The 23618-nt window shown below is 64.0% G+C and carries 17 protein-coding genes; 9 read left to right on the top strand and 8 right to left on the bottom strand.

Annotated features, from left to right (window positions below; genetic code table 11):
• Positions 1 to 210: 210 nt before the first annotated feature.
• Entirely contained in the window at positions 211 to 1680 is a 1470-nt protein-coding gene (locus tag JT360_RS01635; protein ID WP_214469733.1) for a M48 family metalloprotease, read from the top strand.
• Positions 1681 to 1756: 76 nt separating this feature from the next.
• On the opposite strand, the gene JT360_RS01630 is transcribed toward JT360_RS01635, so the two are convergent.
• Positions 1757 to 2620 carry an RNA polymerase factor sigma-32 gene (locus tag JT360_RS01630; RefSeq protein WP_214469732.1) on the bottom strand — a complete coding sequence of 288 codons (864 nt, stop codon included), beginning with the start codon at positions 2618 to 2620 and terminating at the stop codon, positions 1757 to 1759.
• 327 nt (positions 2621 to 2947) lie between these two features.
• Here JT360_RS01630 and JT360_RS01625 point away from each other — a divergent pair, with 327 nt between their 5' ends.
• From JT360_RS01625 to JT360_RS01615, 3 genes are all read left to right on the top strand, one after another.
• Positions 2948 to 3721: an amino acid ABC transporter substrate-binding protein gene (locus JT360_RS01625; protein ID WP_214469731.1), complete on the top strand. Its 774-nt coding sequence runs from the start codon at positions 2948 to 2950 to the stop codon at positions 3719 to 3721.
• Between the two features lie 132 nt (positions 3722 to 3853).
• Positions 3854 to 4534, top strand: coding sequence for an amino acid ABC transporter permease (locus JT360_RS01620; RefSeq protein ID WP_214469730.1), 681 nt, complete (start codon positions 3854 to 3856; stop codon positions 4532 to 4534).
• Positions 4531 to 5298 (top strand): amino acid ABC transporter ATP-binding protein, encoded by a 768-nt coding sequence (locus JT360_RS01615; RefSeq protein WP_214469729.1) that lies wholly within the window; start codon positions 4531 to 4533, stop codon positions 5296 to 5298. Before JT360_RS01620 ends, JT360_RS01615 begins: the two co-directional genes overlap by 4 nt.
• A 150-nt stretch (positions 5299 to 5448) precedes the next feature.
• On the opposite strand, the gene JT360_RS01610 is transcribed toward JT360_RS01615, so the two are convergent.
• The 6 genes from JT360_RS01610 to JT360_RS01585 form a co-directional block, all read right to left on the bottom strand.
• A complete protein-coding gene (locus JT360_RS01610) occupies positions 5449 to 6030 on the bottom strand; it encodes a CarD family transcriptional regulator (RefSeq protein WP_010911999.1) in 582 nt (193 codons plus the stop codon).
• Positions 6031 to 6398: 368 nt separating this feature from the next.
• Complete coding sequence (fdxA, locus tag JT360_RS01605) at positions 6399 to 6737, bottom strand: ferredoxin FdxA (protein ID WP_008873823.1); 339 nt, start codon at positions 6735 to 6737, stop codon at positions 6399 to 6401.
• Between the two features lie 251 nt (positions 6738 to 6988).
• Positions 6989 to 7375 (bottom strand): RNA-binding S4 domain-containing protein, encoded by a 387-nt coding sequence (locus JT360_RS01600; protein WP_214469728.1) that lies wholly within the window; start codon positions 7373 to 7375, stop codon positions 6989 to 6991.
• Between the two features lie 126 nt (positions 7376 to 7501).
• Positions 7502 to 10936, bottom strand: a complete 3435-nt coding sequence (locus tag JT360_RS01595) for a helicase-related protein (protein WP_214469727.1) — start codon at positions 10934 to 10936, stop codon at positions 7502 to 7504.
• A 720-nt stretch (positions 10937 to 11656) separates the two neighbouring features.
• Positions 11657 to 12382, bottom strand: a complete 726-nt coding sequence (phbB, locus tag JT360_RS01590) for an acetoacetyl-CoA reductase (RefSeq protein WP_214469726.1) — start codon at positions 12380 to 12382, stop codon at positions 11657 to 11659.
• Between the two features lie 136 nt (positions 12383 to 12518).
• Positions 12519 to 13697 (bottom strand): acetyl-CoA C-acetyltransferase, encoded by a 1179-nt coding sequence (locus JT360_RS01585; RefSeq protein ID WP_214469725.1) that lies wholly within the window; start codon positions 13695 to 13697, stop codon positions 12519 to 12521.
• Between the two features lie 296 nt (positions 13698 to 13993).
• On the opposite strand from JT360_RS01585, the gene phaR reads away from it, so the two are divergent.
• A complete protein-coding gene (gene phaR, locus JT360_RS01580) occupies positions 13994 to 14602 on the top strand; it encodes a polyhydroxyalkanoate synthesis repressor PhaR (RefSeq protein WP_214469724.1) in 609 nt (202 codons plus the stop codon).
• 25 nt (positions 14603 to 14627) lie between these two features.
• On the opposite strand, the gene JT360_RS01575 is transcribed toward phaR, so the two are convergent.
• On the bottom strand, positions 14628 to 15770 hold the full coding sequence (locus tag JT360_RS01575; RefSeq protein WP_214469723.1) for a citrate synthase: 1143 nt from the start codon (positions 15768 to 15770) through the stop codon (positions 14628 to 14630).
• Positions 15771 to 15863: 93 nt separating this feature from the next.
• Between JT360_RS01575 and JT360_RS01570 the strand changes: the two genes are divergently transcribed.
• The 4 genes from JT360_RS01570 to JT360_RS01555 all read left to right on the top strand — a co-directional run bounded on the left by JT360_RS01570 (position 15864) and on the right by JT360_RS01555 (position 23542).
• Positions 15864 to 16952 carry a citrate synthase/methylcitrate synthase gene (locus JT360_RS01570; protein WP_214469722.1) on the top strand — a complete coding sequence of 363 codons (1089 nt, stop codon included), beginning with the start codon at positions 15864 to 15866 and terminating at the stop codon, positions 16950 to 16952.
• Between the two features lie 208 nt (positions 16953 to 17160).
• Complete coding sequence (locus JT360_RS01565) at positions 17161 to 18291, top strand: patatin-like phospholipase family protein (protein WP_214469721.1); 1131 nt, start codon at positions 17161 to 17163, stop codon at positions 18289 to 18291.
• An 817-nt stretch (positions 18292 to 19108) separates the two neighbouring features.
• Positions 19109 to 20284: an efflux RND transporter periplasmic adaptor subunit gene (locus JT360_RS01560; protein WP_214469720.1), complete on the top strand. Its 1176-nt coding sequence runs from the start codon at positions 19109 to 19111 to the stop codon at positions 20282 to 20284.
• Positions 20285 to 20365: 81 nt separating this feature from the next.
• Positions 20366 to 23542, top strand: coding sequence for an efflux RND transporter permease subunit (locus JT360_RS01555; protein ID WP_214469719.1), 3177 nt, complete (start codon positions 20366 to 20368; stop codon positions 23540 to 23542).
• Positions 23543 to 23618 lie beyond the last annotated feature (76 nt).

Genomic DNA, 23618 nt, shown 5'->3' with positions numbered 1-23618 from the left:
AGTAGTGTGGCTAGGTCCGCTCAATACCGGTCCGGCACAGGCCGTGATTTGCCTGCAGCATCCGCCGCACGCCCCGAGGGACGCGTGACGGATGCTGTAGAAGTTTTGTTTTTGCGCATGACAGGTTCCGAAGATCGCCCCCGATTTTCGTGATCATGCGTCGGGACCTGAAAGGAAGCCGTTCTGGCGATCGGCGTTGACAGACCAAGATTGAATCCGCTGGCGCGCTTTCTGGCGCTGGCTGGTTTTGCCGTGGCCTTGGCAAGCTGTCAGATGTTCACGCCTCCGGCGGTCCAGGAATCCGGCTTCCAGCCGTCCGACAAGCCGATCACGGTCGACAATGTCGCCGCCAACAACAAGCTCGCCGAGCTGGCCAAGGCGCAACATCCGCGCATCCTTGCCACCTATGGCGGCGAGTATTCCGATCCCAAGCTGGAGCGCATGGTCGCCAAGGTGGTCGGCAACCTGACTGTGGTGTCGGCGAACCCGACCCAGACCTACCGCATCACCATCCTCAATTCGCCCAACGTCAACGCCTTCGCTCTGCCGGGCGGCTATCTCTACATCACACGCGGTCTGCTGGCGCTGGCCAATGATTCGTCCGAGCTTGCCGCTGTCATCGCGCATGAGATGGGCCACGTCACCGCCAATCACGGCCTGCAGCGCCAGCAGCTGGAGGCCGAAGAAGGCCTGGCGACCAAGGTGGTCTCGGATGTGCTGGGCGACAGCCCGACCGCCAAGGCGGCACTGATCCGCGGCAAGCTCAGGCTGGCGCAGTTCTCGCGCAACCAGGAACTTGAGGCCGATGCCATCGGCATCAAGTCGATCGGCGAAGCTGGCTACGACCCCTACGCGGCCGGCCGCTTCCTGCAGTCGATGTCGGCCTACACCGATTTCCGCTCGATCAGCGGCGCCACCGACGCCAGCCTCGACTTCCTGGCCACCCATCCCAACACGCCGCAGCGCATCGACCTGGCGCAGCGCCACGCCCGCCAATTCGGCGCGCCCGGCGTCGGCACGCGCGACCGCGATTCCTTCCTCGCAGGCGTAGACGGCCTGCTCTATGGCGACACGCCGGAGGAAGGCTATGTGCGGGGCGAGACCTTCCTGCATCCAGGCCTCGGCGTGTCATTCACGGTGCCGGACGGGTTCATCATCGACAATTCGGCGGCGGCGGTGACGGCGACCGGGCCGGGCGACATAGCGATCCGCTTCGACGGCGTTTCGATCGACAAGAACCGCGCCTTGACCGACTATATCCGCAGCGGCTGGGTGGCTGGTCTCGACGACAGCACCGTCAAGCAGGAAACCATCAACGGCAACGAGGCCGCGACCGCGCATGCCGGCGCCGAAGGCTGGCAGTTCGACATTGCGGTGATCCGTGCCGGCGGCCAGGTCTACCGGCTGCTGACCGCGGCACCCTCCGCCAGCACCTCGCTGGAAACGGTTGCACGCTCGGTCAGCGGGTCGTTCCGTATCCTGAGCGCTGCTGAGAAGGCGGCCTTGAAGCCGCTGCATATCCGCGTGCTCACCGTGCAGCCAGGGCAGACCATGGGCTCGCTCGCCGCGCAGATGGTCGGCGTCGACCGCAAGCTCGACCTGTTCCGCGTGCTCAACGCGCTGTCGCCGGGAGCCGCGGTTTCGGCCGGCGACAAGGTCAAGATCGTCACCGACAAATAAGAGCCGTTGCAAACTCACTCGGCTGGACCTCAGCGGACCGAGTTTTCAACGAACGGGCTCTGACCTTTTTTGGAGGTTAGGCGGCAGTCGCCAGAAATTCCGGGTTCTGCTTGACCAGCGCGACCTTGAGCTTTTCCATGGCGCGCGCCTCGATCTGGCGAACGCGCTCCTTGGAAATGCCGAGTGTTTCGCCCAGTGCTTCCAGCGTGGCGCCTTCGTCGGTCAGCCGACGTTCCTCGATGATGCGGAGTTCGCGGGCGTTCAGGGCGGCGAGAGCCTCCCTTAGCCAATGCGAGCGGCGCGCTACGTCGATCTTGTCGCCGACGATCTCGTCGGGCAGCGGGTCGTCCGAGACCAGGAAATCCATCCGCTCGGTGGCGCCGGACTCGTCGGCAAGCGGCACGTTCAGCGAGGAATCCGGAGCCGACAGCCTTGAATCCATCATCGCCACATCAGCCTCGGAGACGCCAAGCGCAACCGACACTTCGCGGTAGAGATTTGTGTTCGACAGCGGCTCCGGGCCGTTCGCCAGCCGGGCACGCAAGCGCCTGAGATTGAAGAACAGGGCCTTCTGTGCAGAACTCGTGCCGCCGCGCACGATCGACCAGTTGCGCAGGATGTAGTCCTGCATCGAGGCGCGGATCCACCACGTCGCATAGGTCGAGAACCGCACCTCGCGCTCCGGTTCGAAACGCGCGGCAGCCTCGAGCAAACCGACATGGCCCTCCTGGATCAGATCGCCGAGCGGCAGGCCGTAATGGCGGAATTTCGAGGCCATCGATATGACCAGCCGCATATGGGCGACCGTGATGCTGTGCAGGGCGTTCTGGTCGTTGTCTTCCTTCCAGAGCAAGGCGAGCCGGTGCTCCTCGTCGCGTTCGAGATAGGGAGCCTTCATTGCCGCGCGGACCATGATCCGTCCTGCCGTGTCTTCCATCATGAGGCGCTCCCTGGCTCAGGCGATGCGGATGACCTTGCGAACTTGCCCGGCGCCGGGGTTGAAATGGCGGCGTCGTGCCCTAGAACAGCCAAAACTGCCATGCGCGAGAAAAGTTCCGCTGGCGCGGGCAGGCGAGCGATGCTGTCCGGGCGATTTCGATATGGTTCCCCGGAAGCTTCTTACGTGGGGAAGACTCTCATTTTGAGAATGAGGTTTCAGAAATTATTTATTTTTGAAATCTTGTTCCTTATTCTTTCGGCCTTCGTCTGTCATTTTCCAGCCCTCACAACAGGCCTGATATCAAGCCAAGGACGGGATCACAGAAAAATGAAATGGCTCAAGTCGCTCATCATCGCCGGAACACTGCAGGCCCTGGCCGTCGCATCGGGCCATGCCGGCGCCAATCTCGACCAGATCAAGCAGGCCGGGGTCATCAAGGTCGGTACGGAAGGCACTTACGCACCCTTCACCTATCATGACGCGTCCGGCGCGCTGGTCGGCTTCGACGTCGAAATCGCCAAGGCGATCGCCGGCAAGCTCGGGGTCAAGGTCGAGTTCCTCGAAGGCAAGTGGGACGGGCTGATCGCCGGTCTCGACGTCAAACGCTACGACGCCGTCATCAACGAGGTCGGCATCACCGACGCGCGCAAGGCCAAGTACGATTTCTCCGAGCCCTACATCGCCTCCAAGGCGGTGCTGATCGTGCGCGGCGACAACACCGACATCAAGAGTTTCGCCGACCTCAAGGGCAAGAAGTCGGCGCAGTCGCTGACCTCGAACTTCGGCAAGCTGGCCGAGACGAACGGCGCCGAGCTGGTCGGAACCGACGGCTTCGACCAGTCGATCCAGCTGCTTTTGACCGGTCGCGCCGACGCCACCATCAATGACAGCCTGTCGTTCCTCGACTTCAAGAAGCACAAGCCCGACGCCAATGTGAAGATCGCCGCGCAAGAGGAAAATGCCGATTATTCCGGCGTTATCGTGCGCAAGGGCGATCCCGAACTGGTCGCGGCCATCAACAAGGCGCTTGCCGACATCAAGGCCGACGGCACCTACCAGAAGATCGCCGACACCTATTTCGGCCAGGACGTTTCGAAGTAACTTTTGACGATGGGCCGGGTGCCGGCTCAAGCGAGGCATCCAGCGGCGAGCCGTCTTTGACGGTCCGCCGCTTTTGTCGTGATATGGCGCCCATACTTCGATGACGCCGCCTCGCCATTCTGGAGGTCTTTCGTGCCGCACTGGCTGCAACTGATGCTGGAGTCGCTGCCTTCGCTGCTCTGGGCCGCTCTCATCTTCACCGTGCCGTTGACGCTGTTGTCTTTCGTCCTCGGATTGACCGTCGGCCTCGGTGCAGCGCTAGGCCGCCTGTTCGGCCCGAAGCCGCTGGTCGCGCTCGCGCGCTTCTATGTCTGGATCTTCCGCGGCACGCCGCTCTTGGTGCAGCTGTTCCTGATCTTCTACGGCCTGCCGTCGGTCGGCATCCTGCTCGACGCCTTTACGGCGGCATTGATCGGCTTCACGCTCAACATCGGCGCCTATACGTCGGAGATCATCCGCGCGGCCATCAGCTCGGTGCCGAAAGGCCAGTGGGAGGCCGCCTATTCGATCGGCATGACCTGGAGCCAGGCGATGCGGCGCACCATCCTGCCGCAAGCCGGCCGCGTCGCGGTGCCGCCGCTGTCCAACACCTTCATCTCGCTGGTCAAGGACACGTCGCTGGCCGCCGCCATCACCGTGCCGGAGATGTTCCAGGCGGCGCAACGCATCGTCGCCACCACCTATGAGCCGCTGATCCTCTATGTCGAAGCGGCGATCCTCTATCTGGCGATGAGTTCCGTGCTGTCGGCCTTGCAGACGCGGCTGGAAAAACGGCTCAACCGCTATGGCGGCTTCCTGGAGGCACGCTCATGATCGGCCTCACCAACATCGAGAAGCGCTTTGGCAACAATCTGGTGCTGAAGGGCGTGACGGTTGCCATTGCCGAAGGCAGCGTCACCGCACTCGTCGGCCCTTCGGGCGGCGGCAAAAGCACGCTGCTGCGCTGCATCAACCTTCTGGAGATACCGACCTCGGGCACGGTGCGCATCGGCGACGAAACGCTGGAATTCCACCCAGGCGTCAAGGTGCCGGCCGGAGACATCAGGCGCCTGCGCCTGCAAACCGGCATGGTGTTCCAGAACTTCCAGCTGTTCCCGCACCGCACCGCTATCGAGAATGTCATGGAAGGGCTGGTGACGGTGCTCAAATGGTCGCCTGAGCAGGCACGTGAGCGGGCGCTCGCCTTGCTGGAGAAGGTGGGGATGGCGCACAAGGCCGATGCCTGGCCAGCGACACTGTCGGGCGGCCAGCAGCAGCGCGTGGCCATTGCCCGGGCACTGGCGCCGTCACCGAAAGTGCTGCTCTGCGACGAGCCGACCTCTGCGCTCGATCCGGAACTGGCGCAGGAGGTGGTCGACGTGCTCGGCAAGCTCGCCAGCGAAGGCACGACCATGGTGATCGCAACGCACGATTTGCGGCTTGCCTCCAAGATCGCACAGGAAGCGGTGTTCCTCGATGCCGGCGTCGTCGTTGAGCAGGGATCGTCCGCCGTGCTGTTCGGCAATCCGGAGCGCGAACGGACCAAGCGGTTCATCGCGACGTTGAAGCAGGAGGCGGAGAAAGAGGCCGGGGGCTGAGCCCTCCCCTTGTGGGGAGGTCGGACCGAAGGTCCGGGCGGGGCCGGCGCAGCCCACCCCGCTGCTTCGCAGCGACCCTCCCCACAAGGGGGAGGGTCAAAAAAAACCCGGCCGCAAGGCCGGGTTTCCAGAATTCAAAAGTCAAAAAGCTCAGGCAGCTTCTTCCTGCTCGGCTTCCTCATTGTCGGCCTTGGCGCCACGCTTAGGGCCCTTGTTGAGGTTGACCTCGATCAGGCGCACGGCTTCGGTTTCCGACATACGGTTGACGGCCGCGATCTCGCGGGCCATGCGGTCGAGCGCCGCCTCATAGAGCTGGCGTTCGGAATAGGACTGCTCCGGCTGGTTGTCGGCGCGGTAGAGGTCGCGCACGACTTCCGAAATCGAGATCAGGTCGCCCGAATTGATCTTGGCATCATATTCCTGCGCGCGGCGCGACCACATGGTGCGCTTGACGCGGGCGCGGCCCTGGACGACCTTCAGCGCGCGCTCGACATAATCCTCTTCCGACAGTTTGCGCATGCCAATGGAGGTCGCCTTGGCGACCGGCACCTTCAGGCGCATCTTGTCCTTCTGGAAGTCGATGACGAACAGTTCCAGCTTGTGACCAGCCACTTCCTGCTCGTCGATCGAGACGATCTGGCCGACGCCATGCGCCGGATAGACGATGTACTCGCCGGTCTTGAAACCGTGACGCGCACCGGTGGACTTCTTCTGCGGGGTGATCGTTGCCATTACGCCCTGAACTCCTTGTTGTGGTACCGGCGTCCTGCCGGCCCGAACTCGTGCGACCGGGGGAACCGATCGTTCGCCGCACAACAGATGAACCCATCGGAAAAGCCGGACCGGCAACCAAATGGATTGCCACCGCCTGGCCCAGATCGCTCTGGTCCGGAATGGGATTTTCACCTTTCAGTGATTTGGGGCGTCTGCGCCATAAATCGACGTTGTGTCACCGGCATGTTTCGCTCATGTAACACAAAAAGTCGGAAGAATCAAGGTTTTGCTGCATAAGCGAAGGCCACAGCTTCGCGCCGCCTGTCAAGGCGGTTAATGCGACCTGGCTCTTACCCTGCGTAATACCGGCCTTTGCGGCCGATTTGTCAATCGCCTTCGCCGGGCTCGGCGGAGAAGTATTTCTCGAACTTGCCGGCCTCGCCGTCGAAGGTTTTGGCGTCGGCCGGTGGCTCCTTCTTGGCCGTGATGTTGGGCCATTTCTCGGCGTATTCCGTGTTGATCTGCAGCCATTTGTCGAGGCCGGGCTCGGTGTCGGGCTTGATCGCGTCGGCGGGGCATTCCGGTTCGCAGACGCCGCAGTCGATGCACTCGTCGGGATGAATGACGAGCATGTTCTCGCCTTCGTAGAAACAATCGACCGGACAGACCTCGATGCAGTCCATGTATTTGCATTTGATGCAATTGTCGGTCACGACATAGGTCATCGCTCGGCTCCGGGACGCCCAGCTTTAGTGGGCCAGTTTTGTTGGGCTTTTTCCGTGAGGTAACGCCTTTGACCGTCGCTTGCAAGGGTTGCGATGCCCGGCGGTCCCGGCATTTCCGGAATGGAATTTTATGCAGCAAAGCGCGGTAAGGGCGTGCAATGTCCTGCAAGGGTGTCCCGTTTGCCGGGTTCGGGTTTGTCTGGCGGGTGTCGTTGCCCCCAAATCGCGGTCCGCTTCGTGGGCGGCAAGCCTCAGTCTTCGTCAAGCAAGCGGTCAGTCTGGCGGCGCTCCCGTTTGGTCGGGCGGCCGCTGCCGGCCTCGCGCAGCGCCGGGATGGCATCGGGAACGGCATCGCCCTTGGGTGTGGGCGGCGGCGACATGTCCTCGTAGAGGGTGCGTGCTTCCTCGGCCGGGCCGCGCCGCACACCGGCGCCAAGCACCTTCCAGACGAAGATGCGCCGGTCGACCGTGATGGTCAGCACGTCGCCCGCCTTGACCAGATCGGAGGCCTGCGCTGCTTTGTCGCGATTGATGCGCACGCGCCCGGCGACCACCAGCTTGGCCGCCAGCGAACGCGATTTCACGGCGCGCGAGAAGAACAGCCATTTGTCGATGCGCTGGCGGCCTTCAGCAACCATCGAAGCGCCTAGAGCATGATGCCGAAAAGTGCGAAGAGGTTTTCGGACGACATCATGCTCTATCTCTTGGTTTAGAGGCGGATTCAGATTTCAGGTCGATTCGACCTGAAATCATCCGGCTCTGGCCTACTTCTTCAGCTGGTCGCGCAAGGCGGCGAGCTTAGCGAAGGGCGAATCCGGATCGAAGCGTGCCGGACGCTCCTCGCGCGGTTTCGGCTGGAAAGCCGGCTTCGCGCCCTTGCCGTCCGGTCTGCCGCCCTTCCAGTCGGGCCGGCCTTCACGGCGGTCGGGACGCTCGCCTTGCGGGCGGCCGTCACGGCGCTGTTCGCCTTCGCCCTGCGGCTTGGGCTTGAACTTGGAGCGGTCGAAGCGTGGCTTGCCGGCGCCGTCGCGCCGCCCTTCATGGGCGGGACGTTCTCCAGGAGTGGCAGCCACCTGCGCGCCACCTGCATCGGCCGGTGCATTGCTTCGGCCGCGCGCCTGGCCGTTGCGCTGGCGGTTGTTGCGGCCCTCATGGTGACGAGGGCGCTGGTCGAAACGGCCCTGACGCCACAACAGAATCGGCTTTGGCGCTTCGGCTTCGGCGGCGGGCTCGCTGGCCTCACCCTCCCCCTCGTGGGGAGGGTCGGCGCGCAGCGCCGGGGTGGGGGCCGCGCCGCCGTCGTCAGCACCACTTGCGCCGTCAGCGCCATCACCCCCCTCGCTTCGCGCCGCGACCTCCCCTATCGAGGGGGAGGTGGGGGCGTCGGCGTTCTCAGCAGGCGCTACCTTGACAGACTCCGCAAGGCGCTCGTTCTCGTCAGTAACTTCAGTCGAAGTTTCCGGTTGTTCAGCAACAGGTTCGGCTGCCGCCTCAGCGACAGGCTCGGCAGGCACTTCAGCCGCAGCCTCGACAGCGCCGGTCTTGTCCGGCTCCGGCTCTACAGCAACGGCGGACTCCGGTTCCGAACCCTCGACCGCTGCCTCCGCGGCCGCATCCGTAGCGGCGGCTTCCGCCGCCTTGGCCTGCTCGGCGCGCGCGGCCTCTTCCGCCGCGAGTTTCGCAGCGGCAGCTTCCCGCGCGGCATTGTCCTGCGCCTCGAGCCGTGCCTTGACTTCCGCCGCCGGCTTCGGCTCGGCGCGGTAGCCCAGGCCTTTCAGGATCTCTTCCATGTCGTCGGCGGTGGCGCCGAGGATCGACATCATCGGCGGCGTCACCATGAAGGATTGGCCGTCATAGGCGCCGTCCGGGCGCTGGCCGAGACCGGGCTTCCAATTGGTCGCCGGACGGATGAGGTCGGCCAGCCGCTCCAATATGTCGATGCGCACGGCGCGGCGGCCGAGATTGCGATAGCCGGCAAGCTTGTAGAAGGCCTTGTCGAAGGCCGGGTCGATGACCACCGAGGTGCGGCCCGACGCCAGCGCGTGGACGACGTCGCCAAAGCCCGGTTTGTCCTTGCCGTCGTTCTTCAGCGCCCACAGCAAGGTCACCAGTCCGGCGGGCGCCGGCTTGATCAGCGCCGGCACGAAGACATGGTAGGCGCCGAAGCGCACGCCCAGCCGGCGAAGTGCTGCGCGACCTTCCTGGTCGAGCGACTTCATCTCGTCGGCGATGTCGCGGCGGTTGATGAGGCCGAAATTCTCGACCAGCTGGAAGGCGATGCCACGGCCGATGCCGGAAATCTGCTCGGCGTTCTTCAGGTCGACCAGCGGCTTCAGCAGCGTTTCGATCTGGAAATTGACGAAGCGTTCGGCGCGCGCGGCGACCTTGTCGCGCGCCGGGCCGGTCAGCTGCTCGTCGGCCAGCAGCACCAGGCGCGGCTTCAGCGTGTCTTCGCCGGAAACCAGCGTGCCGATCGGCGCGCCGATCCAGCGCAGCGTGCCGTCCGAGCCAAGTGCCAGGTCGCCGTTGGCGCAGGCGCCGAAGCGTTCGGCGCGCGCTTCGAACTCGGCGGCCAGCGCCTTTTGCGCGGCCGTACGCACGGCCTTGGCGTCTTCGCCGCCGGCGGTCTGGTCGGCGGTGAAGCGGAACCCCTGCAGCTCGCCGACATGATGGCCTTCGACAAGGACGGTTCCGGTAGGACTGATTTCGGCTTCAGGCATGGTATTTTCTCTAAGGCGCCGCATGAGGACGGAAGTCCTGCGGTCTACGAAGCGTTTCGTCAACCGCTCATGCAGCGCATCCGACAATCTGTCTTCGATTTCGCGCGTCTTTTCCTGCCAGTGTGCCTGATCGGCCAGCCAGCCAGGCCGGTTCGACACGAATGTCCAGGTGCGGATCTGAGCGATGCGGTGCGACAGCGTGTCGATGTCGCCTTCGGTGGTGTCGGCGCGGCGCACCTGCTCGCCCATGTAATTTTCGTCGACATGGCCATGCCGGGCAAGGTCCATGTAGATCGAGGCTATGAGGTCGGCGTGCTGGGCCGGCGCGATCTTGCGGTAATCGGGGAGCGCGCAGGCTTCCCACAGCAGCGCCACGCGTTTGGCATCGGTGGCCAGCGAACGGATGTCGCCGTCGCGCGACAGATATTCGAGCGCCTGTGCGTCGACCGCCGGCAGCGCGCGGGTCAGGCCCTCGACCGGGGCATTGGTCTCGATCGAGCGCTTCAGCGCATCGAGGCTGGCAAAGTCGAAACGCGCGGTGCGCCACTGCAGCACCTTCACCGGATCAAAATCATGGCCCTCGATCTTCTTGACCAGGTCTTCGTCGAGCGGGTCGACCTGGCCGGTGACGCCGAAGGTGCCGTCGCGCAGATGTCGGCCGGCGCGGCCGGCGATCTGGCCGAGCTCGGCCGCTGTCAGGTTGCGATACTGGTAGCCGTCGAACTTGCGGTTCTGGGCAAAGGCGACATGGTCGAGATCGAGGTTGAGGCCCATGCCGATGGCGTCGGTGGCGACGAGATAGTCGACATCGCCTGATTGGAACAGCGCCACCTGGGCGTTGCGGGTGCGGGGTGAAAGCGCGCCGAGCACGACGGCGGCGCCGCCCTGCTGGCGGCGGATCAACTCGGCGATGGCGTAGACCTCATCGGCGGAGAAGGCGACGATCGCGGTGCGGCGCGGCAGGCGGGTCAGCTTCTTGGAGCCGGCATAGGCCAGGTGCGACAGCCGCGGCCGCGTCACCACCGAGACGCCCTTCAGCAGGCGCTGCAGGATGCCGTGCATGGTGGCCGCACCCAGCAGCAGCGTTTCCTGGCGGCCGCGCAGATGCAGAATGCGGTCGGTGAAGATGTGGCCGCGCTCTAGGTCGCCGGCGAGCTGCACCTCGTCGATGGCGACGAAGGCGGCGTCTGTCTCGCGCGGCATGGCTTCGACCGTGCAGACCGAATACTTGGCGCCCTTCGGCTGGATCTTCTCCTCACCGGTGATCAGCGCAACCTTGTGGGCTCCGACCTTTTCGCAGACACGGGTGTAAACCTCACGCGCCAGCAGCCGGAGCGGCAGGCCGATAATGCCGGTTTCGTGCGCCACCATGCGCTCGATGGCGAGATGGGTCTTGCCGGTATTGGTCGGCCCAAGCACGGCGGTCACGTCGCGGCCCGACAGGATCAGCGGCTGGGTGTGTTTCGGCTGGATGTTCATCGGCTCGGAAATAGGGCTTTCTAGCCTCTCATTGTCGGGAGCGTGCCCTGGACGGCGCGTATGACAGGCGACACATAGGGATTTCGGGCGCGAAGCGAAAGCGGAATGTTCCGCCGGCGGCTCGAAGGGTGTCTCTGTCAAGCCCGGGATCGGGTGCAGATTAAGAGTTGGAACGAGTCTGGAACGAATCGGCGACGAATCGCTGACTCCAGCAGATTCAGGTTTTGTTCACGGCTACATATGGATTTTGGGACCCCGACTCTCACCACATGCTGAATCGCCGAACTGGCCCGTTTTATGCTGGGAGAGCTTTGCCGTTAACGTTAGCCGGTAAACGAGGGAAGCGGCCCGATGCCTCCGCTCAACCTTATGAAATCGTTAATCTTTCTGAATTGGATGTTAAGGAATGGCAGGGGATTGCGGCTATTAACATTAACATTCCGCTCAAACCCGGAACGAATCAGCGACAAATCGGCGCCAGCGGAATTTTCCCCTTTTGTTCCTTCAATATCTTGTGTTGTGAACAGCTTATCCACCGAGAATTCACAGGCTTGGCCACAGGTTGCGCACAGGCGGCGCTGCAGCCATTAACCTTTGCGTGCCGGATTGGGGCATCGCGCATGGCGCGGCCTTTTGCGACTCCAGGGCGTCTGTTGAAAACGGACCGGTTTCCCGGTCCGTCGGCCACAGGATACGAATCGTCCGAAGCCGTCAGACGTATCAGACGAAATACTGGCCGCCATTGGCTGATAAAGTCGAGCCGGTGATGAAGCCGGCCTCCTCCGATGCAAGGAAGACGACGCAGCGCGCGATCTCTTCCGGCTCGCCGAGGCGGCCGACCGGGATCTGCGGGATGATGCGCTCGTTGAGCACCTTCTCGTCGATCGCCTTGACCATCTCGGTGGCGATGTAGCCGGGGCAGATGACGTTGACGGTGATGCCCGCGCGCGCACCCTCCTGAGCGAGGGCCTTCGAGAAGCCGATGTCGCCGGCCTTGGCGGCGGAGTAGTTGACTTGGCCGGCCTGCCCCTTCTGGCCGTTGATCGAGGAGATGGTGATGACGCGGCCGAATTTGCGGTCACGCATGCCGCTCCACAGCGGATGCGTCATGTTGAAGACGCCAGACAAATTGGTGTCGATGACCTCTTTCCACTGCTCGCGCGTGATCTTGTGGAACATGGCGTCGCGGGTGATGCCGGCATTGTTGACCAGCACCGAGACCGGGCCGAGGTCGGCCTCAACCTGTCTGATGCCGGCGGCGCAAGCGTCATAGTCGGCGACCGACCATTTGTAGGTCGGAATGCCGGTCTCGGCCTTGAACTTCGCCGCCGCCTCGTCATTGCCGGCGTAGTTGGCGGCGACCGAATAGCCGGCGGCCTTCAAAGCGATCGAGATCGCCGCGCCGATGCCGCGCGATCCACCCGTGACGATTGCAACCTTGGTCATATGTGCTCCTCCCGTTGGTCGGAGGAGCGAGTAGGGAGTAGCGAATAGCGAATAGCGAGTAGGGATCCGATGTCCCGTCGCGCGAACGCCATTCTTCCCTATTCGCTACTCCCTATTCGCTATTCACTTCTTTTTTTCAGAGCGCTTCCACGCACATCGCGACGCCCATGCCACCGCCGATGCATAAGGTGGCCAGCCCCTTCTTGGCACCGCGACGCCGCATCTCGTAAACCAGCGTATTAAAGATGCGCGCACCCGAGGCGCCGATCGGATGGCCGATGGCGATGGCGCCGCCATTGACGTTGACGATCGAGGGGTCCCAGCCCACGTCTTTGTTGACGGCGCAGGCCTGCGCGGCGAAAGCTTCATTGGCCTCGACAAGGTCGAGATCGCCGACCGACCAGCCGGCCTTTTCCAATGCCTTGCGCGAGGCGGGAATGGGGCCGGTGCCCATGATCGCCGGATCGACGCCGGCGGTTGCCCAGGACGCGATGCGCGCCAGCGGGGTGATGCCGCGCTTTACGGCTTCCGCTTCGCTCATCAGCAGCGCGCCGGCCGCACCATCATTGATGCCGGAAGCATTGGCTGCGGTCACGGTGCCGTCCTTGTCGAAGGCCGGCTTCAGCTTGGTCATGGCGTCGATCGTGGCGCCGTGGCGGATATATTCATCCTGGTCGACAATGGTGTCGCCCTTCTTGCCCTTGATGGTGAAGGCAACGATCTCGTCCTTGAACTTGCCGGCCTTCTGCGCTGCCTCGGCCTTGTTCTGCGATGCCAGCGCGAACTGGTCCTGGTCGTCGCGGGTGATCTGGAACTGGCGGGCGACGTTTTCGGCGGTGTTGCCCATGTGATAGCCGTTGAAGGCATCCCACAGACCGTCCTTGATCATGGTGTCGATCATCTTGTAGTCGCCCATCTTGACGCCGGCGCGCAGATGTTGCGCATGCGGCGACAGCGACATCGATTCCTGGCCGCCCGCGACGATCACCTTGGCGTCGCCAGTGGCGATCTGCTGCATGCCGAGCGCGATGGCGCGCAGACCCGAGCCGCAAACCTGGTTGAGGCCCCAGGCGGTGGTTTCCTTGGGAAGGCCGGCAATGATCGAGGCCTGGCGGGCCGGGTTCTGGCCTTGAGCCGCGGTCAGCACCTGGCCGAGGATGACCTCGTCGACCTCGGCCGCATCGACACCGGCACGCGACAACAGTTCCTTGATGACGACGGCGCCGAGCTCATGCGCTGAAGTGGCGGCAAAGGCGCCGTTGAAGGAGCCGACGGCCGTGCGCGCGGCGCTGGCAATGACGATGGAAGCGGACATTTTCTTCTCCAGACTTCAAGGGTGTTGTTCTGCCGTTGAGGACTTTTCTTGCCGTTTCCCAACCTCAAGTCAAACCGGAAATCGGTATGGCGCCCATGCGCCGCAAGCAGGTCGTGCTTCGCGGTGGCGGCAGGCTGGCCGCTGCTGCGCAGCATATTTTGCCTGCTATGCAGCATTATATGATCCCGCACTGCACAAAGCGCTTGGAATTGTGAGGCTTTTGCGCATATCCTCAAAAAAGGCGCAATCGTTACCGGCGGCTTACTCAGGCGTGCCGGTGTCCGGGGAGGATGCAGATGGCCGCAAAAGACGATCCGATCATTATCAAGAAATACGCCAATCGCCGCCTCTACAATACGGGGACGAGCACCTATGTGACGCTCGAGGATCTGGCCGAGATGGTCAAGAAGGGCGAGGAGTTCACCGTCCAGGATGCCAAGACCGGTGACGACATCACGCATCCGGTGCTGACCCAGATCATTTTCGAGCTGGAGAACAAGGATGGGCAGAACATGCTGCCGATCCCGTTCCTGCGCCAGCTGATCGCCTTCTATGGCGACCAGATGCAGATGATCGTGCCGAGTTTCCTCGAACAGTCGATGATCGCCTTCTCCAAGGAACAGGAGCGGTTCCGTGAGCAGATGAAGGGCGCCATCGGCAAGTCGCCGCTGGAAGTGATGAAGATGGCGACGCCGATCAAGGCGCTGGAAGAACAGACGCGCCGCAACATGGAAATGTTCCAGAACGCGATGCGGCTGTTCACGCCATTTCCGCCCGCGGGTTCGGCGCCGGCCGCCGCTCCCGCCGAACCGGCCAGGAAGGAAACGCCGGAAAAATCCGACGATCTGCAGCAGCTGAAAGACCAGATCGCGGCCATGCAGCGCAAACTCGACACGATGTCGTAGAGGCGACCAGCGCTCTCTCGCGAACTTACGGCACCGGTCCCTCATAGCGGCCGCGCGGCCGGATGATGCTGCCGCTCACTATCTGTTCGACCATGTGCGCGGCCCAGCCGACGCTGCGTCCCAGCGCGAACAAATGGAACGGCGCATCGCGCGGCAAGCCGAGGCTGCGCGTCAGCGCGGCCAGTGCAAAGTCGATATTCGGGCGGGCGCCGGTCGCGGCAATGGCGGCGGCTTCCAGCGATCGCAAGGTCTCGTCGGTGTTGCCGATGGCCGCCAGAAGCGCGGTCGCCCGGGGATCGCCCTCGGGATAGAGCTGATGGCCGAACGCTGGCAAGGGCCGGTCATGGCCGAGCCAGCGCCGTATCGCGGCATCGGCGCCGTGCCGCGCCGCATCCTCGGCCAGCTGCATCACCGCTTCGCCGGCGCCACCTTGCCTTGGACCGGAAAGGGTCGCCAGACCCGCCAACAGGCAAGCGGCGGGCGAGGCTCCCGTCGAGGCCGCGACGCGGGCGGCAAAGGTCGAAGCGTTGAGTTCGTGATCGGCGAGCAGCACGAGGGCGCGCCGTATCGCTTCCGCGCCACCATCGTCGACCGACCAGCCTTGCGCCAACCGCCGATGCACCGGATCGGACCCCGCCGAGGCACCGAGGGCATTAGCCAGCGCGCCGATTGCGTGCGCGGCGTCGGCACATAGCGAGGCGGCGCTGCGTCCAAGGGAAGGCCGCCCGTGGCCGGCAAGCATGGCAAGTTGCGCAAAGGCCGGGGCTCGGCCGGTCTGGTGCTGCGCGTCCGGCGACGGCGCTTGGAAACTCACCGGTTCAGGCCGGGCCCAAAGCAGCGCCGCGGTCTCTTCCAGCGTGGCATGGTCGGACAGTGCAACGGCGTCCCGGCCCCGATAGATCAGGTGCCCGTGCCAAACGGTCGAAATCGAGGTGACGAACGACGGCTCGCCCCAGGCAATCGCACTTTCGGCGATGGCCGACGGGCTGCGTCCGCGCGCCCGCCGGGTTGCCAGCGCCGCGATATCGTCGGCGCGATATTCGCTGCGGCGCGGGTCGGCGCGGTCCGGGCGCATGCCGATCCGGCCGCGGCTGACATAGGCGTAGAGCGTCTGCGGCCTCAGCCGAAGCCTCTCCAGCGCCTCTTCCCGCGACAACCATTCGGACATATCGGGCTCTGGTATTGATTCTATTGATCAAGATTGATGCCTGTGTTGCTCACCCTTATATCCCATCCGGAAAAGCTTCAAGGAGACAAGGCTATGGCGAATGGGCTCGATGATGTGGTGGCGGCCGAAACGGTGCTCTCCGACGTGGATGGTCTGGGCGGCCGCCTAACGATCCGCGGTCATTCCCTGCCGGAACTGGCTGGACGATGGACCTATCCGCAGGTCGTCCGCCTGCTGCTGGACGGGTTCTTCGAGGATTTGCCTGGTGACGCCGATCTGGCGGCGAGACTAGGCGAGGCGCGCGCTGAAGTGTTCGAGCGGCTCCTGTCTTCGCTGCCCTTGCTGGCATCGCTGGACATTTACAGCGCCATGCGGGCCGGTATGGCACTGCTGCCGGACGGCGAGACGCTGAAGGATGCCTTGCGGCTGATCGCGGCGCCGGCGGTGCTGACGCCTGCCTTGCTGCGCCTGCAGCGCGGCGAACAGCCGATCGCACCGGACGGCAAGGCCGACCATGCCGCCGATATGTTGAGGATGCTCAAGGGTTCCGTCCCGTCGCCGGCATTGGCGAAGGCGCTCGACACCTATCTGGTGACGGTCTGCGACCACGGCCTCAACGCTTCCACCTTCGCCACCCGCGTCGTCGCTTCGACATTGGCCGGGCTGACATCATCGGTGCTGGCCGGGCTCGGCGCGCTCAAGGGGCCGCTGCATGGCGGCGCGCCCGGCCCCGTCATCGAGATGCTCGACGCCATCGAGGCGCATGGCGATGCGGCCGGGTGGTTGCGCGAAGAGATCGCTCATGGCAAGCGCATCATGGGCTTCGGCCATCGCATCTACCGCGTGCGCGATCCGCGCGCCGATGTGCTGAAAGCAGTCGTGCGGAAGCTCGGCAGCGAAGGCGAGACCGGCCGCCGGCTGGCCTTCGCTGAAAAGGTCGAGCAAACGGCGCTCGACGTGCTTCGGGTCGCCAAGCCGCAGCGCGCGCTGCAGACCAATGTCGAATTCTACACCGCGCTGGTGCTGGAAGCGGCGGGTTTCCCGCCGCAAGCTTTCAGCAATGTCTTCGCAGCCGGGCGCGTTGCCGGCTGGATTGCCCATGCGCGCGAGCAACAGACGACCGGGCGGCTGATCCGTCCGCAATCGCGCTATATCGGCCCGGTGCCGGACCTGGTCGCCTAAACTCCTCTGTCTGTTCGAAAGACTCGGCCTCTCCGCATTGCAGCGGAGGGGCTTTTCGGCATGACCCGAAATTTCATGTGATCACGCGACCGTGTTCGTGTTCTTGCCTTGGTCTGCCCCTATATGCTGCACTGCAACATAGTCGCCGATAGCTGCTTCCCTGCAATGACGCTGGGGCAGGCTGGCGCATCACGATGACAGGAACGCCATGACGAAGAACGGCAAGGCGGAGGAAAAGAAGAAGATCAACGTCGCGCTTCAGGGCGGCGGCTCGCATGGCGCCTTTTCCTGGGGCGTGCTCGACCGGCTGCTTGAGGACGGCAGGCTGGAGATATCGGCCGTTTCCGGCACCAGCGCCGGTGCCATGAACGCGGTGGCGCTGGCCGACGGCCTCGTGCGCGGCGGGGTCGACGGCGCGCGTGAGAAGCTGGACGATTTCTGGCGTGCCGTAGCGGCGAAGGGCCGGTTCAGCCCGGTGCAGCGCATGCCCTGGGATGTCGCCTGGGGCAATTGGTCGATCGAGAACTCGCCGGGCTATGTCTTCTTCGACACCATGTCGCGGGTGTTTTCGCCCTATGTCGCCAACCCGCTCGGCCTCAATCCGCTGCGCGACGTGGTCGCCCAGGAGATAGACTTCAAGAATGTTCGCGCCTGCAAGTCGATGGAACTGTTCATCTCCGCAACCAATGTCGAGACCGGACAATTGCGGGTGTTTTCCGATGGCGAGATCGACCTCGACACGGTGATGGCCTCGGCCTGCCTGCCGCAACTGTTCCGCGCCGTCGAGATCAAGGGCGTGCCCTATTGGGATGGCGGCTATGGCGGCAATCCGGCGCTCTATCCGTTCTTCAAGACGGCGGCGACCGAAGACGTGCTTCTGGTGCAGATCAATCCGGTGGTGCGTGAGGGTACGCCCAGGAGCGCCAACGAGATCCAGAACCGCATCGACGAGATCACCTTCAACGCCGGGCTGCTGCGCGAATTCCGCTCGATCGCCTTCGTCAAGGAACTGATCGCCGCCGGCCGGCTGCCGCATGGCGAATACCGCGACATCCGCATGCACCGCATCGATGCCGACGAGGCGTTCAAGGACCTGTCGGCATCATCGAAGGTCAATGCCGAATGGGCGTTCCTGACCTATCTGCGCGACCTCGGCCGCACCGCTGCCAGCGACTGGCTGGAAGAGAATTACGATGCCGTCGGCAGCCAAGCCACACTCGATCTCTCCGGCGAACTCGATGATGGTTTCAAGCCGGTGCGCGGTCCGGCGCCCGGCCGGCGGGTGAAGGAATTCCTCGCCGTGCGCAAGAACCCGGAAGCAGAGCGCCGTCGGGCCTGAGTCCGCCAAGTGCCGAAGGAGCGAGAGCCGATCCGCGTTGCTAGGGCGATCCGGCAAGGCGACAACCTTCGCGTGTGAGGATTCTTCATCATGCTGACGTCTGCTGCCACCCTGGTCCCGACAACGCCGCCGCAACCGCGAAAGAGCACTGGAAACTGACAAGCGAAAGCATCAGCAACGCGACTGCCAACAGCGGGGGAACGTAAGTCGCGTTCCCGTATCCGCATCGCACTGTGCGTCATCTCGCGAACGACTGACCGCGCCACGCCGCTGCGCTCCGGTGTCGGATGCGTTGGCGCTTCCCCGTTTGTTCGAGGCTGGCGGATTGGGCTTCAATGATCCGGCTCGGAGAGGCGAAATACAGTGTTTATCCAGCAATTATAATCTGTTGCCTGATATCTGCGCCGCCAATGATCATCATCTTTCGCCGACCGGGAGGGCAGGGCTGTCCGGCTGAAATCCGCATTCGATCCGAATATCGGGCACGCAATGGTGGCTGCATCGCCAGCGAGGTCGGGCTGCCCGTCGGCGATGACAAATCCGTCGCTCGAGGCAGATCATTGGCGGCGGCCCGCGAAGCTAATGCGGCTTTGCTAAAATGCCCCGACAGGTGATCCCAACTGTTTCGCAGCAGCCACACCTTGCCCGACTGCGCAATGCTGTTGCAACTTTCGGACTATATTGCGGTGCAACTTTGATGTAGAAGCGCGCTCGCCTATCACGGCAATTTGAACACGGTCAGGCGCGCACCCATATCGGCGACGCGCCCGCGTCATGAGGGCGCGGTGCTGGCCGAACCCGCAGTGGAAAAATGACGATGCCTAAAATCAGGTTTCACAAGCTTGCAGCCATTGTTGTGCTCATTGGTTTCGCGGCGTGGATGGCGACAGGTGAATTCTCCTCGGTCGGCAGCGTAGCGGCGAACAAGGCCAAGGCAGCCGAAGTCGAACAGGGCAAGGCGCCGGACGCGAGCAAGCCGAAGACGGCGCAAGCCGAACCGAAGGCGCCGCTGCGCACGGTGGCGGTGGTGACGCCGCCGCGCAAGACCTATGCGCGCGCCATCCGCATTTCCGGGCTGACCGAGGCCGACAAGCGCGCGGTGCTGGCAACCCGCGTCGCCGGCGTCATCGACAAGCTGCCGGTCAGCCAAGGCCAGCACGTCAAGACCGGCGACCTGGTGTTGATGCTGGCCGCCGAGGAAAAGATCTCGATGGTCGACAACGCCAAGCAGCTCGTGGCGCAGCGCACGGCCGAGCTCGACGCCGCCGAGCAGCTCGCCAAGACCGGAAATCTGCCCAAGCTGCAGCTCGACACCGCGCGCTCCAATCTGACCCAGGCGCAATCCCAGCTGGATACCGCGCAGGCCGAACTCGACCGCAACGAAGTCAAGGCGCCGTTCGACGGCGTCATCGACCGGGTGCCGGTGGAACTCGGCAGCTCCGTCATGCAGGGCGGCGAGGTGGCGACCATCATCAAGCTCGATCCGGTGATCGCGCGCGGCGAGATCAGCGAGCGCGACCTCGGCTATCTCAAGATCGGTGACAAGGCCAATGTCCGGCTGGTCAGCGGCCAGACCGTGGAAGGCACCGTGCGCTACATCAGCCGCGACGCGTCGTCGGCGACCCGCACCTTCCGTGTCGAGGTCGCGATCCCCAATGCCGATGGCTCCGTGCCGGCCGGCATGACGGCGGAAATCCAGCTCAGCGCGCTGCCGACCGACGCGGTGCTGCTGCCGCGTTCGGTGGTGACGCTCGGCGACAAGGGCGACCTCGGCATCCGCGCCGTCGGCAAGGACAACAAGGTGGCGTTCTTCACGATCGACCTCGTCGACGACACGCCCACCGGTCTCGTGCTCGGCGGCATCCCGGCCGATGCACGCATCATCGTCGCCGGCCAGGAACTGGTGAAGGAAGGCGATGAGGTCAAGCCGGTCGAGGCCGACCAGGCGACCATCAACAAGCTGATCGGCGAGGCCACCGCCGGGACGCAGTAGCGCAGGCGTGCCGGCGCCGGGCTCTGCCCGGCGACGTCAGTCCGTTCGCCACTCCCCGACAAGCAACAGCAGGCATAAGTCATGGATATCGTCAGACTCGCAATCAACAATGCCCGCCTGACCATCTCGGTCCTGGTCTTCCTGCTGATCGCAGGCTGGGTCGCCTATCAGTCGACGCCGAAGGAAGCGGAACCGGACGTTCCGATCCCGATGATGTATGTCAGCCTGATCTATCAAGGCATTTCGCCGGAGGATTCCGAGCGCCTTCTGCTGCGGCCGATGGAAAGCAAGCTGAAAAGCCTGAAGGGCCTCAAGGAAATGCGCTCGGCCGCCTTCCAGGGCGGCGGCTATGTGCTGGTCGAGTTCCAGCCGCAGACGAACCTGGCGACGGCGCTGCAGGATACGCGCTCCAAGGTGCAGGACGGCAAGGCCGACCTGCCGCAGGCGGCCGAGGAGCCTGTCGTTACCGAGGTCAACATTTCCGAATTTCCGGTGCTGGTCGTCACCTTGTCCGGCGAATTGCCCGAACGCGTGCTGGCCGCCGCGGCGCGCGAACTGCGCGACCGTATCGAGGAAGTGCCCGGCGTTCTCGAAGGCTCGCTGCAGGGCTCCCGCGACGATCTCGTCGAGGTCGTCATCGATCCGATGAAACTGTCTTCCTACGGCTTGCAGCTCGACCAGCTGATCGGTGCCGTCGGCGCCTCCAACAGCCTGGTCGCCGCCGGCAACATAGAGGGATCGGAGGGCAAATACGCCGTCAAGGTGCCGTCATTGATCGAGACGCCGGAGGATGTGGCGGCGCTGCCGGTGGTCGCCGGCCCCAATGCCGTGGTGCAGGCCAAGGACATAGCGACGATCCGCTCGACCTTCGCCGATGCCACCACGATCACGCGCCTCAACGGCAAGCCGGCCATCGCCATCGAGGTCAAGAAGCGCATCGGCGCCAATCTGATCGACACGCTCACCAAGGTAAGGGAGGTGTCCGACACCTTCGTCAAGACCATGCCCGAGGGGATGCACGTCACCTACACGCAGGACAAGTCGGTCTTCGTCAACCAGCTGCTTGGCGATCTGCAGAACCATGTGATGATCGCGGTGATCCTGGTGTTCATCGTCATCCTCTACGCGCTGTCCGGCCGCGCCTCGCTGCTCATTGGCCTCGCCATTCCGTCGTCCTTCCTGATCGGTATCCTGCTGCTCGCCATGATGGGCTACACGATCAACATGATCGTGCTGTTCAGCCTCATCCTGGCGGTCGGCATGCTGGTGGACGATGCCATCATCGTCACCGAGTTCGCCGAGCGGCGGATGAGCGAGGGCATGCCTAAGCAGGAAGCCTTCGCGCTGGCCGCCAAGCGCATGGCCGGCCCGGTCATCGCGGCGACGATGACGCGTATCGCCGCCTTCTCGCCGCTGCTGTTCTGGCCGGGCATCATCGGCGACTTCATGAAATACATGCCGATCACTCTGATCGTCACGCTCTCAGCCTCGATGCTCTATGCGCTGGTGTTCGCGCCGACGCTGGGAGCGATCTTCGCCAAGGCGCCGCAGCATCACGAGGACGGCAATCGCGACGGCTGGTACATGGCTGTCGTCAAGCAAGCGGTGCGCTTCCCCATCACCGTGATGGTGCTGACCGTCGTCTTGCTGGCCGGCATCTTCGTCGGCTATTCTAAGTATGGCGCCGGCGTCGAGTTCTTCCCGAGTGTCGAACCCGACTATGGCCTGCTCTACGTTCATGCCCGCGGCAATCTTTCGCTAGCCGAAATGGACACGGCGACAAAGATCGCCGAAAACCGGCTGCTTGGCTGGCCGGGCGTGAAGTCGGTCTATACCCGCGTCGGCAAGTCCCAGGGCGGCGGCCAGGACGTTCCGGAAGATGTGGTCGGCGTCATCAACTATGAATTCATCGACTGGCGCGAGCGCAAATCAGCCAACGACATCCTGAACGACCTGCGCGGCGTCATGGCCGGCATTCCCGGCGTCGACGTCGAGGTCCGCGTGCCGGAAGCCGGCCCGCCGACCGGCAAGCCGATCCAGATCAGGCTTTCGGCTGTTGACCCCAAGGGATTGGACGAGAAGGCGCGTGCGGTGGCGGCGCGCATCGCCAAGGTGCCCGGCGTCATCGACATTTCCGATGGCTTGCCGCCGCCCGGCGTCGACTGGGCACTCGAGGTCGACCGGGCCAAGGCTGCCCAGTACGGCATCAGCCCGACCTCGGTCGGGACGGTGGTGCAGCTTGTCACCAACGGCTTGAAGCTCTCGGAATATAGGCCTGCCGGCGCCGACAAGGCGGTCGACATCCGGCTGCGCTTGCCGGAGGACCGGCGCACGCTGTCGACGCTCGACGAGCTCAGGGTGCAGACCTCGCAGGGATCGGTGCCGATCTCGAACTTCGTCGTCCGCAAGGCAAAGCCGAGCGTCGGCATCCTCAACCGCATCGACGGCGCCCGCACCGTGGTGGTGCAGGCCAACGTTGCCGCCGGCGCCCAGGTCGCCGCCGTGCAGCAGGAGGTCACCCAGGCCGTCACCGACATGAATCTCGGCAGCGGCATCCGCTGGAAGCTGGCCGGCTCGAACGAGGACAGCGCGGAAGCCAGCGCCTTCCTCAGCAAGGCCTTCGGCGCCGCGATCTTCCTGATTTTCCTGGTGCTTTTGGCGCAGTTCAACAAGTTCACCAGCGTCTGGCTGGTGCTGTCCTGCGTGGTCATGGCGACGATCGGTGTGTTCCTCGGGCTGCTGATAACAGGCGAGACGTTCGGCATCGTCATGTCGGGCATCGGCGTCATCGCGCTGGCCGGCGTGGTGGTGAACAACAACATCGTGCTGATCGACACTTATGACCGGCTGCGCGAAGAGGGTTGGGACAAGATGGATGCCGTGCTGCAGACCTGCCGCGAGCGTGCGCGCCCGGTGGTGCTGACGGCGGTGTCGGCAATCCTTGGCGTGCTGCCGATCGCCTTCGGCCTCGGGCTGGAAATCTTCCATCATGAGACGACGATCAACGCACCGTCGACGCAATGGTGGATTTCGCTGTCCTCGGCGATCGTCTTCGGCCTGTCCTTCGCCACCGTGCTGACGCTGGTGGTGACGCCGTCGATGCTGATGGTGTTCACCCGGGCCAAGGTGAAGCCCGGCGCGCGGCGCGGCTTGTTCAGCCGGCTGTTCCGTCGCGGCAAGGGCGAGATCTCGTCGGACACGCCGACGGCGGATACCGGTGCCGAGCCGGCAATCGCCTTCCCGAAAGCCGCCGAATAGACAGGCTTCCTGGTCTGACTGGCAAAGGCCGCCTGGAACAACCGGGCGGCCTTTTGCATTCTCTCCCCACAAGCAA

Source organism: Mesorhizobium sp. dw_380, from assembly GCF_018588885.1.
GTDB lineage: Bacteria > Pseudomonadota > Alphaproteobacteria > Rhizobiales > Rhizobiaceae > Mesorhizobium.
The sequence above is the reverse complement of the archived record's forward strand: the minus strand, read 5'-3'. Positions and strand labels throughout refer to the sequence as shown.

Bases quoted from the DNA above. Each gene is read 5' to 3' on its own strand.
- JT360_RS01560 (WP_214469720.1), top strand. From the start codon at position 19,109: ATGCCTAAAATCAGGTTTCACAAGCTTGCAGCCATTGTTGTGCTCATT.
- JT360_RS01585 (WP_214469725.1), bottom strand. From the start codon at position 13,697: ATGTCCGCTTCCATCGTCATTGCCAGCGCCGCGCGCACGGCCGTCGGC.
- fdxA (WP_008873823.1), bottom strand. From the start codon at position 6,737: ATGACCTATGTCGTGACCGACAATTGCATCAAATGCAAATACATGGAC.
- phbB (WP_214469726.1), bottom strand. From the start codon at position 12,382: ATGACCAAGGTTGCAATCGTCACGGGTGGATCGCGCGGCATCGGCGCG.
- JT360_RS01600 (WP_214469728.1), bottom strand. From the start codon at position 7,375: ATGGTTGCTGAAGGCCGCCAGCGCATCGACAAATGGCTGTTCTTCTCG.
- JT360_RS01565 (WP_214469721.1), top strand. From the start codon at position 17,161: ATGACGAAGAACGGCAAGGCGGAGGAAAAGAAGAAGATCAACGTCGCG.
- JT360_RS01570 (WP_214469722.1), top strand. From the start codon at position 15,864: ATGGCGAATGGGCTCGATGATGTGGTGGCGGCCGAAACGGTGCTCTCC.
- JT360_RS01575 (WP_214469723.1), bottom strand. From the start codon at position 15,770: ATGTCCGAATGGTTGTCGCGGGAAGAGGCGCTGGAGAGGCTTCGGCTG.
- JT360_RS01625 (WP_214469731.1), top strand. From the start codon at position 2,948: ATGAAATGGCTCAAGTCGCTCATCATCGCCGGAACACTGCAGGCCCTG.
- JT360_RS01555 (WP_214469719.1), top strand. From the start codon at position 20,366: ATGGATATCGTCAGACTCGCAATCAACAATGCCCGCCTGACCATCTCG.
- JT360_RS01610 (WP_010911999.1), bottom strand. From the start codon at position 6,030: ATGGCAACGATCACCCCGCAGAAGAAGTCCACCGGTGCGCGTCACGGT.
- JT360_RS01595 (WP_214469727.1), bottom strand. From the start codon at position 10,936: ATGAACATCCAGCCGAAACACACCCAGCCGCTGATCCTGTCGGGCCGC.
- JT360_RS01615 (WP_214469729.1), top strand. From the start codon at position 4,531: ATGATCGGCCTCACCAACATCGAGAAGCGCTTTGGCAACAATCTGGTG.
- phaR (WP_214469724.1), top strand. From the start codon at position 13,994: ATGGCCGCAAAAGACGATCCGATCATTATCAAGAAATACGCCAATCGC.
- JT360_RS01630 (WP_214469732.1), bottom strand. From the start codon at position 2,620: ATGATGGAAGACACGGCAGGACGGATCATGGTCCGCGCGGCAATGAAG.